The organism is Streptomyces sp. CNX435 (assembly GCF_059570575.1).
The window spans coordinates 1-12139 of the sequence record NZ_JCANTA010000023.1 but is presented as its reverse complement, the minus strand read 5'-3'; the positions used below and the strand labels follow the sequence as shown (position 1 = coordinate 12139).

Sequence of the window (12139 nt, the reverse complement as noted above, 5' to 3'; positions counted from 1 at the left end):
TCCTAGGGTCTCTCGGGCAGCTGCAGCTCGGCCCAGGTGCACTTGCCGCGCGGCAGCAGGTCCACCCCCCAGCGGTCGGCGACCTGGTCGATCAGGAACAGCCCGCGCCCGCTGGTGTCCATCTCGCGCACCGGCATCAGGCACGGCAGCGCGCGCGAGGGGTCGCGCACCTCGATCCGGATCCGCCGGCGCCGGCACGACATGCGCAGCGCGAACGTGCGTGCCCCGGTGTGCCGTACGGCGTTGCCGACCAGCTCCGAGACCAGCAGCACGGCCAGCTCGGCGCACCGCGGCGACATCCTCCAGTGGCCGACGACGACCGCATCGGCGAGCCGGCGGGCGACCGCGGCGGACTCGGGCCTGGAGGGCAGCCGCACCTCGTCGACGGCCGGGTTGCCCCACCGCTCGATGGGGGCCGCGTCCCCGGCGGGCCCGCCGGCCGGCGCGGTGGTGGGGAAGCTCCGGTAGGCGGGCGACGGCAGCGGCAGGGGCCCGCCGGGCCGTCGTACGACGGCGGCCGGACGCGCCGCCTGATCCCGGTGGAGTTGCTGGAATTCCTCAAGGCCCGCCATGGCCACATGATGGCGCGGGCGGACGGCTTTGGGAGCATTTCCGCGCCAACAAATCCTGCGGAAGCCTACGTTCCGTAAGGGTCCACGGGCATATGCCAGGGCTACGTGGACGTAGCCACGCCCGCCTGAGCTGCACGAACATCCCGCCGATCGCTGCCCACACGCCACCAAATCGCCCGAAACGCTTAAGTCTTGCTTAAGGCGGTCACCACCCCCGCGCGGGGGTAGTGTCACGGAGCGTCGCGGGCGCGGCCGGGCGGCCGGACGGCCGGGCCGCCCCCGCACACCCGCCCGGGCGGGCTCAGCGGAACTCCGCCTTGCCCGGCCCCTTCTCCACGAAGCTGCGCATCCCGATCTCCCGGTCCTCGGTGGCGAACAGCCCCGCGAACCAGCTCCGCTCCAGCGCGAGCCCCGTCTCCAGGTCCGCCTCCAGCCCGTGGTCCACCGACTCCTTCGCCGCCCGCAGCGCCATCGCGGGCCCCCTGGCCAGCCGCGCGGCCCAGGCGTGCGCCTGCTCGTACACCTCCGCGTCCGGCACCACCCGGTCCACGAGGCCGAGCGTCAGCGCCTCGTCGGCCTTGACCATCCGGCCCGTGAAGATCAGGTCCTTGGCCCGCGCGGGCCCCACCAGCCGGGCGAGCCGCTGCGTGCCGCCCGCGCCCGGGATCAGCCCGAGCAGGATCTCCGGCTGCCCCAGCTTCGCGCCCTCGCCGGCGATCCGGATGTCGGCGCAGAGCGCCAGCTCGCAACCGCCGCCCAGGGCGTACCCGTTGACCGCGGCGACGACGGGCTTGGGCACCCGCGCCAGCGCCGTGAAGGACTCCTGCAGCCCCCGGCTCCGCGCGACCATGGCCGCGTGGTCCATGGCCTGCATCTCCTTGATGTCGGCACCGGCGGCGAAGACCTTCTCGCCGCCCCACACCACCAGGGCGCGCACGTCGGCACGGCCGGCGGCCTCGGTGGCGAGTTCGCGGACACGGTCCTGGGTGGCGATGTCCAGGGCGTTCATGGGCGGGCGGTCCAGGCGCAGCGTACCGACGCCCTCGGCGACCTCCAGATATGCAGTCATGGCACCACACGTTAGCGCTCGCAGGGGCCTGTGTCGGGAGTCCCGTCGTCCGCCCGGAGGGCGGGCGCCGCGGCGTCTGGTGCGGTGCATCGCAAGGCGGAGCGTCGTCCGCATACCGGGTCGTATTCGGACGATGCGACAACGCAGCGAGGTGCCGTGCCAGGGGTCGCGGCGCAGGCGGGACTTCCGACACAGGCCCCCGCGCCGCGGGGCCCGGTGCGCTTGCTCACACACCGGGCCCCGCGGGGACGACCTCGCCGGATCGGGCCGCGGCACACCGCGGCCCGGGACTACTGCGGCGCGATCCACTCGTCCCAGGACATATTCCAGCCGTTGAGGCCGTTGTCCGGGGCGATGACCTCGTCCTTGGCGTTCTTCACCTCGACCACGTCGCCGATCAGGGAGTTGCGGAAGAACCAGGAGCCGGGTGTCGACTTGTCGCCGCCGCCGCGGGCGTCGTACAGGCCGATGCAGCCGTGGCTGGCGTTGGCCGAGCCGAAGGTGGACTGGCCGGCCCAGTAGTTGCCGTGGATGAACGTGCCGGAGGTGGACAGCCGCTGCGCGTGCGGTACGTCCTTGATGTCGTACTCGCCGCCGAAGCCGACGGTCTCGCCGTCCATCCTGGTGACCTCGAACTGCTCGGTGATCACCATCTTGCCGTTCCACGTCGGCGTGGACGGCGCGCCGGTGGTCACCGGGATGGTCTTGACGACGCTGCCGTCCCGCTCGACCTTCATCTTCTTGCTGTCGGCGTCGACCGTGCTCACCTGGCGCCGGCCGATCTCGAAGCTGACGTCCTTGTGCTGCTTGCCGTAGACGCCGTCCGCGCCCTCGACGCCGTCGAGGCGCAGGCTGAGCGTCACGTCGGTGCCGGGCTCCCAGTACTGCTCGGGACGGAAGTCCAGGCGCTGGTCGCCGAACCAGTGGCCCTCGATCTCGACGCCGGGCTCGGCGGTGACCTCGATGGCCTCCTCGACCTCCGCCATGTTCGCGATCGGCTGGTTGAAGTTGATCGACACCGGCATGCCGACGCCGACGGTGCTGCCGTCCTCCGGCGTGAAGTAGCCGATGAAGGAGTTCTCCGGCACGACGGTGGTGAACGAGGCGTCCTTGACGGCCTCCAGGCCGTCGGAGTCCTGGGCGACGGCGTGCACCTTGTACTGGGTCTGAGTACGCAGGTGCCCGGCCGGCTTCCACTCGGCGCCGTCCTTCGAGATCTCGCCCTCGACCTCGGCGCCCTTCTCGTCCGCCACCTTCACCGAGACGAGCTTGCCCTTGGCCGCGGTCACCTTCAGCTCGCCCTGGGTACCGACGGCGTCGGCACCGTCCTTCGGCGTGATCTCGACGACCGCCTGCGACGACTTCTGCTCACCGGCGCCCGCGCCGCCCGAACCACCCGAGCCGCCCTTGCGCTTGTCGTCGTCCCCGCCGTCGGATCCCCCACACGCCGTCACCAGGACGAGCACGACGCCGGTCAGCAGCGCCGACAGGCTGTTCCGGGTACGTCCCCTTCGTATCCGCTCCACCTTCAACGCCGCTTTCTCCCCTCGGCCGCACCGAGCCAGATTCCCCCGCGCGGGTAACCGCGCCCTTGCGTTCAAGGTATCCCCAGCCACCCGGAAGTAAGGCCACGCGATTGTCACCGTTCGGTCCCAACTGATCCTTCCCCGATACGTCCACGCAAAAGGCGCCCGCGGCACGATAATCCGGTGCCATCCCGGGGTGCGCCGGGTGCAACTGCAACCCGATGACCTCCACTTCCGCTTCTCCCGCGCCCCGGCCGCCGCGCTGCCGGGGCCGCTGTCCGTACCGCCACGGACGGGTGCCGTCCTGACCTACGGTCAGGAGAAGGGAAAACGAGAAATCGGGGTGAGCGCCCGGCCTGCCCTTACGTAGGCTCGAAGGCGATGCCTGCCGCCGCCCCACGCACCGAAGAGCCCGACCCCGCCGACTCCCCGACCACCGCCGACACCACCGCCGACGACCCCGAAAGACCGCCGGCGGCGGACGGCGGCCAGGACCGCTCCGCGGTCCGTTCGCTGCTGCGCCTGTGGCCGTACGTCCGGCCGGTGCGGGTACGGCTGTTCTCCGCGGCCGGCGTGGCGATCCTCGCGTCCTGTATCGGGCTGGTCATCCCGCTCGTGCTCAAGTGGCTCGTGGACGGCCCGGTGGCCGACTCCGACCCGGCGGGCGTGTGGCTCGGCGGGCTGCTGATCCTCGCCCTGGGCGTCGCGGAGGCGGCGCTGTTCGGCTTCCGCCGCTGGCTGGTGGCGCGCCCGCTGGCCGGGGTGGAGGCGTCGATGCGGGCGAGCCTGTACCGGCGGCTGCAGCGGCTGCCGGTGTCCTTCCACGACCGCTGGGCCTCCGGCCAGCTGCTCTCCCGTGGCACGACGGACCTGCAGCTCATCCGGATGTTCCTGGCCTTCCCGATGACGTTCCTGGTCGTCAACGGCACGACCATCGCGGTCGGCTGCGCCGTCCTGCTCGCCCAGGAGTGGACGCTCGGGCTGGTGCTGCTGGCGCCCGTGATCCCGCTGGTGGCGCTCTGCTCGGCGTTCGAGCGGCGCTTCTTCGGCGCCGCGCGCCGGGCGCAGGACCAGGTCGGCGACCTGACGACGGTGGTCGAGGAGGCGGTGCTCGGCATCCGTATCGTCAAGGGCTTCGGCCGGCACCGCAGCCAGGCGCACGCGTTCCGCCGGCTGACCCGTGAACTGCGCGCCACCGAGCTGCACAAGGCGCGGCTGCTGGCCGGGATCTGGGCGCTGATCATGACGCTGCCGGAGCTGGCGATCGGCGCGGCGCTGGTGCTGGGGACGGTGCAGGTCGCGGACGGCGACCTGTCGGCGGGGACGCTGGTGGCGTTCCTGTCCACGGCGATGGCGCTGCGCTGGCCGGTGGAGTCGATCGGGTTCCTGCTGGCGATGTGCAACGAGGCGGCGACCGCGGCGGACCGCTACTTCGAGGTGATGGACGAACCGGAGGCCGACGCGGCGGACCGCAAGGCCGCCGCGGTCGCCGAAGTCGCCCCCGTCGCCCCCGTCGCCCCGGTTCCCGCGCAGCGCACCGGGCCCGCTCCCGAACCGCGGCCCGAGGCCGGGCCCCCGCCCCGGGCCGCCGACGGCATCCGCTTCGCCGGGGTCGTCTTCCGCCACCCCGACGCCGGGCGGGCCGCCACGCCCGTACTCGACGGCGTCGACCTGCACGTGCGCTCCGGCGAGACCCTCGCCCTCGTCGGCGCCACCGGCAGCGGCAAGACCACGCTCACCGCGCTCGTCCCGCGGCTGTACGAACCGACCGCCGGCCGCATCAGCCTCGACGGCCGGGACATCACCGCCCTGCCCCGCGACGAGCTGCGCGAGCTGGTCGCCGTGGCGTTCGAGGAGCCGACGCTCTTCTCCGCCACCGCCGGCGAGAACGTGCTCATGGGCTCGTACGACGCCGAGGAGCACGACCTGCTGCGGGCGCTGGACATCGCCCAGGCCGACTTCGTCCACCGGCTGCCGGACGGCCACCGCACGGAGGTCGGCGAGCAGGGACTCAGCCTCTCCGGCGGCCAGCGCCAGCGGCTGGCGCTGGCCCGGGCGATCGTGGGCCGGCCGCGGTTCCTGGTGCTGGACGACCCGCTGTCGGCGCTCGACGTGCACACCGAGGCGCTGGTCGAGGCCGCGCTGCGGCGGGTGCTGGCGACGACCACCGCGCTGGTGGTGGCCCACCGGCCGTCGACGGTGCTGCTGGCCGACCGGGTGGCGCTGCTGTCCGGCGGCCGGATCGCGGCCGTGGGTACGCACGACGAACTGCTGCACGGCAGCGCGGAGTACCGCGCGCTGATGGCGGGCGTGGCGGAGGAGAAGACCGCGCGGTGGGACGAGGACGACGAGGACGCGGCGGCGACCGCGAACGACGAGGAGGGGGAGCGGCGATGACGGCGACGGTCACCGAGAGACCCGGCGGCGAGGAGCCGGACGAGGACCGCCCGCGCCCGCAGGGCGACCCGTTCGACCAGGACCTGCTGCCCGCGCCCGACGGCGCGTCCCGCACGCTGCTGGGCTCGCTGCTCGCCGCGCACCGCCGTCGCGTCGCCGCCGCGGCGGCGCTGATCCTGCTGCAGCAGGCCGCGGTGCAGGCCGGTCCGCTGCTCGTCGCGTACGCCATCGACCACGCCGTGCCCGCGCTGCGCCGCGACGACCACGGCCCGCTGATCGCGGTCGGCATCGCGTACGCGGTCTGCGCGCTGGCCTCCGGGCTGCTGCAGCACACCTTCGTGCGCGCCGCCGCGCGGATCAACCAGGACGTGCTGCTGGACCTGCGCGGCCGTATCTTCCGCCACGCGCAGGCGCTCGACGTCGACTTCCACGACCGCTACACCTCCGGCCGGCTCATCTCCCGCTCCACCAGCGACGTGGAGTCGCTGCGCGAGCTGCTGAGCGAGGGGCTGCAGGAGTTGATCGTCGTCATCCTCCAGGTCGTGTACATCTCCGCGCTGCTGCTCTGGCTGGACCTGGGGCTGGGCGGCGCGGCGCTGCTGTCGTTCGTGCCGCTGTACGCGCTGATCCGCAACTTCCAGCGGCGTTCGATCAGGATCTACACGAAGCGGTCCACGGCGATCGCTCAGGTGATCGTGAAGTTCGTCGAGACGATGAACGGCATCCGGCCGGTGCAGGCGTTCCGCCGGGAGCGCACGAACGACGCGGACTTCGACCGGCTCAACGGGGAGCACGAGCGCGTCAACGGCGACTCCATCCTGGAGATGGCCCGTTACGTCGTCTCCTCCCGGCTGACGGCGAACGTCGTGGTGGCGGCGATCGTGCTGTGGGGCGCGTACCGGGTGGCGGAGGGCGGGCTCGCGCTCGGCGTGCTGGCCGCGGCGGTGCTGTATCTGCGGCGGCTGTACGACCCCATCGACCGGCTCGGGATGTTCCTCAACTCCTACCAGTCGGCGGCGGCGTCGCTGCAGAAGATCGCCGGGCTGCTGGCGCAGCGGCCGGGCGTGGCCGAGCCCGCGGAGCCGACCCCGCTGCCAGCGCGCGCGGAGGGGCTGCCGGGCCGTGAGGTGCGCTTCGAGGCCGTCGGCTTCTCGTACCGTACGGGCGGGGAGGTGCTGCCCCGCTTCGACCTGACCGTCCCGGCCGGGCAGACGGTCGCGGTCGTCGGTTCGACGGGCGCGGGGAAGTCGACGCTGGCCAAGCTGCTGGCGCGGTTCTACGACCCGAGCGCGGGCCGGGTGCTGCTGGACGGCGTGGACCTGCGGGAGATCGCGAACGCGGAGCTGCGGCGCGGGGTGGTGATGGTCACGCAGGAGGCGTTCCTGTTCTCGGGCACGGTGGCGGAGAACATCGCGATCGGCCGCCCGGACGCGACCCGCGCGGAGATCGAGGCGGCGGCGAAGGCGCTGGGCGCCCACGCGTTCATCACGGCGCTCCCGGACGGCTACGACACCGACGTGCGCAAGCGCGGCGGGCGTATCTCGGCGGGCCAGCGCCAGCTGGTCGCGTTCGCCCGCGCGCTGCTGGCGGACCCGGCGGTGGTGATCCTCGACGAGGCCACGTCGTCGCTGGACATCCCGGGCGAACAGGCGGTGCAGCAGGCGATGCACACGGTCCTGCGCGGACGTACGGCGGTGGTCATCGCGCACCGCCTGTCCACGGTGGAGATAGCGGACCGGGTGCTGGTGATGGCGCGGGGCCGCGTCGTCGAGGACGGCCCCCCGGCCACGCTGATCGCCGACCGCGGCCGATTCGCGGCGCTGCACCAGGCGTGGCAGGACAGCACGGGCTGAGGACAGCACGGGCTGACGTCCGTACCCGCGCGGCCGGCCCTGCCCAGGAGTCCGGCCGCCGGTGTTCGGCCGTGTCGGGGGTCGGGTCGGGTGGAGATGACCGACTAGATGCACAGCGTGTCCGATCCCGCACTGTCCGTGACCGGAATGCTATTCTTCGTTGCGGCTTTCACCCCATGAAAGTTGACGATTCCCTCTCCGGTAACCGCAGCTCACCGCACGCGTCACTGGACTGGGCCATAAAGGGTGGCGGTCCCCCCTTCTCAGACAGGCGTTCCCACGCAGTCACATTTGTCGTGTTCGCATCAGAATGCCGGTCTGTTCGTATGAGCATCACCCAGCACCGCCTCTCCCCACCCCCACAGAGCACACGAGTGCCAGGAGGCCGCGATGCACTTGCACAGATCACCGACCCACCGCCCCTTCTCGGCCCGCGCCGGCCGCACCCGCGCCGGCGCCGCCGTCGTCCTCGGCGCATCCCTCGCCCTGGTCGCGGGGCTCACCGCGCCGTCGGCCGCCTCCCCACCGGCGGACGGCAACGACGCCAAGAAGAAGAACCCCGTGCCACTGGGCTACGCGTACATGGGCATGGGAGTCGACGAGGAGCAGTCGTCCCCCGAGTACAGCCCGCGGGGCCACACCAGCGGCGTGCAGGGAATCGACGTCTCGCACTGGCAGGGCCGCATCAACTGGTCGTCGGTGCGCCGCGCCGGCATCCAGTTCGCCTGGATGAAGGCGACGGAGGGTACGACCTACAAGGATCCGTCGTTCAACCGCAACTACCCGGCGGCGTACCGTGCCGGCGTCATCCGCGGCGCGTACCACTTCGCCCGGCCGGGCAACTCCAGCGGTGCGGCCCAGGCCAGGTTCTTCGCCTCCAACGGCGGCGCCTGGTCCCGTGACAACCTGACGCTGCCCGGCGTGCTGGACATCGAGTCCAACCCGTCCGGCGCAACGTGCTACGGGCTCTCGCGGACCGCGATGCGCAACTGGATCCTCGACTTCTACAAGACGTACAAGTCGAGGACGAAGCGCGACGTCGTCATCTACACCAGCCCGAGCTGGTGGAACACCTGCACGGGCAACTGGAGCGGGATGTCGTCGCGCAGCCCGCTGTGGGCCGCGCACTGGACGTCCGCCAACCGCCCGAGCATCCCGCGCGGCTTCCCGTTCTGGACCGTGTGGCAGTACACGAGCAAAGGCCGGGTGAGTGGCATCTCCGGCAACGTCGACCGCGACAAGTTCAACGGCAGCCGCTCCCGGCTGCTGGCGCTGGCGAACAACACCCGGTAACCCGGGCGGGGACGGCACGCGACGGAAGGGGGCCGGCCTGACGACGGCCGGCCCCTTCCGCGCGCCGAGACACCGAAGTGCGCTCCGACGGCCCCGGCCCTACGGAGCCTCGGCCGCCGCGGACAGCGCCCCCGCCACCGCCGCGTGCGCCGCGGACACCGGCAGCCGCGGCTCGGCGGCGGCACCCCCGACCGGCTCCTCCGCACCCGGCTCCTCCGCACCCGCCGCCGGCACCAGCGAATCCAGGTCCCCCACCACCCGTACCCCCGACTCGCGGATCCCCGCGACCATCTCGGCGCTCACCTCGCCCGCCGCCCGCCGCGCCCACGCCGGCGTGGCGATCCGCGCCTCGTCCGCCTCCGGCACGTACGCCCCGCGCAGCTCGCGCACCAGCGCCTCGCGCACCAGCTTGCGCTCCACCGCCGGCCGCCGGCCCCGGGCCAGCTCCTTGTTGACCAGCCGGAGCACCTCCACCTCCGCGGCCGTGAGCGACCGGTTGGTCAACCCGTCCCGCTCGGGCTCCAGCAGCCCCTCCGGCAGCCCCAGCAGGCCCTCGAAGGCCCGCAGTTGCCACAGCGGATCGGCCTGCTCGACGACGACCACCGTCAGGTTCTCCGCGCCGGCCGCCTTCACCCAGCGGGCCACGAGCGCGTCGTGCCGGTGCCGCCGCCAGAACGAGGGCGTCGGCTTGTCGTACGGCGGCCTGCGCAGCACGCCGTCGAGGAAGTCGTCGTACGCGTGGTGGGCGCCGGTCTTGATGTACTCCTGCCACTGCGACGGCAGGATCTTCAGCAGCGGACGCAGCGTGACGACGACGTGCACCCGCTCCCCGCCGAGCCCGTCGACCACCGCCCGCGCCGTGTCGTCGTCGGCGTTGGCGAAGCGCTCGCTGCTGACGACGACCCGGCGCCGCCGCCCCGCGCGGGCGACCTCCGCGCACAGCTGTTCCCAGTGCGCCATGCTCGGCGCCTCCAGGCTGTGCACGGGCGTGCCGCCGGCGATCGCGGCGGCCGCGTGCGCGGGCTGCCGCGAGCGGCCGGCGTACCGTACGCCGTGGGCGGCGAGCGCGCGCCGCCCCCGGTGGAACGCCCCCTGCAGCGTCGTGGTGCCGGTCTTGTGCGGCCCGATGTGCACCAGCCGGGTGCCCGGCGGGAGCGCGCCCTGCCGCTGCGGCATCAGTCCCGCCCGCCCCGGCCCTTGAGGGCCGCGCCGAGGCGGGCCATCGGCCGCTTGTCCATGGCGGTGACGCGCCGCTCCAGCGTCGCGAGCCGCTTCTCCAGCCGCTCGACCTGCCCGGCCAGCTCCTCGTTGCGCTCCTTCAGCTCCGTGGCGCGGCGCACCGCGGCGTCCAGCCGCTTGCGGGCGATGTCGGCCCGCTCGTGCAGCCAGGCGAAGCGGTAGCCGTACGCGCCGTCGTCGGAACCGTCCCACATCCGGATCGAGGGCGGCAGGTCGAGGCCGGCCATGCGCTCCTCGAAGGCGGCGCCCCGGTCGCCGTGGGTGTAGGTGTTCTGCAGGCCGTTGCGGTCGAGGAAGCGGGCGAAGCGGTCCCAGCGCTCCTGGTGGCCGTCGTGCAGCCCGGTGAAGTCGGCCCGCTCGTACAGCTTCGCCGGGTCGACGTCGGCCGGCAGCTCGGCCAGCATCTCGTGCGGGATGCCGAAGTAGCGGCAGAGTTCGAGCGTGCGCGAGTCGTGGACGAGCACGACGGCGGGGGTGCCGGCGAGCAGCGCGGCGATGTTGCCGTGGATGCGGGTGCCGAAGGCGAAGTCGCGCTCGCGCAGCTCGGCCATCCAGCCGTACGGGTCGGTGGGCACCCGGGTCTTGTCGTCGCGCAGCAGGCCGTGTGCGGCGGCGGTCGGCAGCTCGGGGGCCAGGCCCTTCTCGGCGGAGGTGTCGCCCCAGAGCAGCAGCTCGGCGTCGGTGAGGTTCTGCGCGTAGTACGCGAGGTCGTCGAAGCGCTCGTACGCGCGCTGTGCGATGGCCGCGATGGGGCCGACGCGGGAGGCGTCCGGCGAGACGTTGATCGCGATCCGGGAGGCGTCGGTGATGCCAGCGCCGGTCTTGCGGATCTCGGGGAAGGTGTCGCCGTAGAGGAACATCGACGGGCAGCCGATGATGTCGACGTCCTTGAAGCCGAGTTCGTTCAGGAAGCCGGCGGTCAGCTCGCCGCGTACGCCCACCGACGCGGACCGCTTGAGCACGGCCTTCATGAACTGCTTGACCGACGTCTCGATGGACTTCAGCCGCTCGGTGTCGTAGTCCGCGGCGACCTGGGCGCCGACACCCATGACGACGACGGGGATGGACAGCTGCTCGATGAGCCTGGTGAGCCTGGCCAGCGAGGCTTCGAACGACGGCCGGAAGGCGTTGGCGAGGGGGACGACGAAGGCGTCGTACTGGTCGTTTATCTGTGCCGCGCGCTCCTTGGAGGAGTCCGTCCTGATGCCGTTGGACGTGACCTCGGTGTCCGGGGTCAGGAGCAGCTTGTGGGCTGCGTCGCTGAACAGCAGGTTCCCGGAGTTGGTGCCGATGAGGTCCTGCTGCACGACCTCTGTCCGCGTCGCGACGTGGAAGGGGCTCTTGCCGGAGCGGATGAGGATGTTCTTCATGGTGGGGGCGATTCCTGTCCTGTGGAGTCGATCAGAGCGCGGGACGGCCGATGGCGCGGAAGGTCCAGCCCGCGGCGCGCCAGGGCGCCGGGTCCAGGGTGTTCCGGCCGTCGATGAGGTGGGCGGTGGCGGCGGCCCGGGCGAGCCGCCGTGGGTCGAGGTCGCGGAACTCGCTCCACTCGGTGAGATGCAGGACGACGTCCGCGCCGCGGACCGCGTCCTCGGCGTCGTCGGCGTAGCGCAGGGTGGGGAAGACGCGGCGGGCGTTGTCCATGCCTTTGGGGTCGTAGACGGTGACCTGGCCGCCCTGGAGGTGGATCTGTCCGGCGACGTTGAGGGCGGGGGAGTCGCGTACGTCGTCGGAGTCGGGCTTGAACGCGGCGCCCAGGACGCCGATGCGCCGGCCCAGGAAGGTGTCCCCGCACGCCTCACGGGCCAGCTCCACCATGTGCACGCGGCGGCGCATGTTGATCGAGTCAACCTCACGCAGGAACGTCAAAGCCTGGTCCACGCCCAGCTCCCCGGCACGGGCCATGAACGCACGGATGTCCTTGGGCAGACAGCCACCTCCGAAGCCGATACCGGCACGCAGGAACTTCCTGCCGATCCGGTCGTCATAGCCGATGGCCTCGGCCAGCTTCACCACATCACCGCCGGCCGCCTCACAGACCTCCGCCATCGCGTTGATGAACGAGATCTTCGTGGCCAGGAACGCGTTCGCGGACGTCTTCACCAGCTCCGCGGTCGGATAGTCCGCGACCACGAACGGCGTACCCGCGCCCACCGGACCCGCGTAGACCTCCCGCAGCACCTCCTCGGC

At 72.5% G+C, this 12139-nt stretch carries 9 protein-coding genes; 3 read left to right on the top strand and 6 right to left on the bottom strand.

What is annotated here, in order from left to right:
- Window positions 1–2 precede the first annotated feature (2 nt).
- The 3 genes from T328_RS28930 to T328_RS28920 all read right to left on the bottom strand — a co-directional run bounded on the left by T328_RS28930 (window position 3) and on the right by T328_RS28920 (window position 3173).
- Entirely contained in the window at window positions 3–572 is a 570-nt protein-coding gene (locus T328_RS28930; RefSeq protein WP_496499155.1) for an ATP-binding protein, read from the bottom strand.
- 301 nt (window positions 573–873) lie between these two features.
- Window positions 874–1641 (bottom strand): enoyl-CoA hydratase/isomerase family protein, encoded by a 768-nt coding sequence (locus T328_RS28925; protein WP_496499154.1) that lies wholly within the window; start codon window positions 1639–1641, stop codon window positions 874–876.
- A gap of 290 nt (window positions 1642–1931) precedes the next feature.
- Complete coding sequence (locus T328_RS28920) at window positions 1932–3173, bottom strand: L,D-transpeptidase (protein WP_496499153.1); 1242 nt, start codon at window positions 3171–3173, stop codon at window positions 1932–1934.
- Between the two features lie 375 nt (window positions 3174–3548).
- On the opposite strand from T328_RS28920, the gene T328_RS28915 reads away from it, so the two are divergent.
- The 3 genes from T328_RS28915 to T328_RS28905 all read left to right on the top strand — a co-directional run bounded on the left by T328_RS28915 (window position 3549) and on the right by T328_RS28905 (window position 8710).
- Complete coding sequence (locus tag T328_RS28915) at window positions 3549–5564, top strand: ABC transporter ATP-binding protein (RefSeq protein ID WP_496499152.1); 2016 nt, start codon at window positions 3549–3551, stop codon at window positions 5562–5564.
- Window positions 5561–7417, top strand: coding sequence for an ABC transporter ATP-binding protein (locus T328_RS28910; protein WP_496499151.1), 1857 nt, complete (start codon window positions 5561–5563; stop codon window positions 7415–7417). The genes T328_RS28915 and T328_RS28910 overlap by 4 nt, the downstream gene beginning before the upstream one ends.
- 390 nt (window positions 7418–7807) lie before the next feature.
- On the top strand, window positions 7808–8710 hold the full coding sequence (locus T328_RS28905; RefSeq protein WP_496499150.1) for a GH25 family lysozyme: 903 nt from the start codon (window positions 7808–7810) through the stop codon (window positions 8708–8710).
- Between the two features lie 99 nt (window positions 8711–8809).
- Here T328_RS28905 and T328_RS28900 read toward each other — a convergent pair whose 3' ends face one another.
- The 3 genes from T328_RS28900 to T328_RS28890 form a co-directional block, all read right to left on the bottom strand.
- Entirely contained in the window at window positions 8810–9886 is a 1077-nt protein-coding gene (locus T328_RS28900) for a hypothetical protein (protein WP_496499149.1), read from the bottom strand.
- On the bottom strand, window positions 9886–11319 hold the full coding sequence (locus tag T328_RS28895) for a polysaccharide pyruvyl transferase family protein (RefSeq protein ID WP_496499148.1): 1434 nt from the start codon (window positions 11317–11319) through the stop codon (window positions 9886–9888). Before T328_RS28895 ends, T328_RS28900 begins: the two co-directional genes overlap by 1 nt.
- 31 nt (window positions 11320–11350) lie before the next feature.
- Window positions 11351–12139: UDP-glucose dehydrogenase family protein (locus T328_RS28890; RefSeq protein WP_496499147.1), on the bottom strand; the 789-nt coding region annotated here is incomplete at its 5' end.

Coding starts and splice junctions, on each gene's coding strand:
- T328_RS28910 (WP_496499151.1), top strand. CDS start 5,561: ATGACGGCGACGGTCACCGAGAGACCCGGCGGCGAGGAGCCGGACGAG.
- T328_RS28925 (WP_496499154.1), bottom strand. CDS start 1,641: ATGACTGCATATCTGGAGGTCGCCGAGGGCGTCGGTACGCTGCGCCTG.
- T328_RS28905 (WP_496499150.1), top strand. CDS start 7,808: ATGCACTTGCACAGATCACCGACCCACCGCCCCTTCTCGGCCCGCGCC.
- T328_RS28895 (WP_496499148.1), bottom strand. CDS start 11,319: ATGAAGAACATCCTCATCCGCTCCGGCAAGAGCCCCTTCCACGTCGCG.
- T328_RS28930 (WP_496499155.1), bottom strand. CDS start 572: ATGGCGGGCCTTGAGGAATTCCAGCAACTCCACCGGGATCAGGCGGCG.
- T328_RS28915 (WP_496499152.1), top strand. CDS start 3,549: ATGCCTGCCGCCGCCCCACGCACCGAAGAGCCCGACCCCGCCGACTCC.
- T328_RS28900 (WP_496499149.1), bottom strand. CDS start 9,886: ATGCCGCAGCGGCAGGGCGCGCTCCCGCCGGGCACCCGGCTGGTGCAC.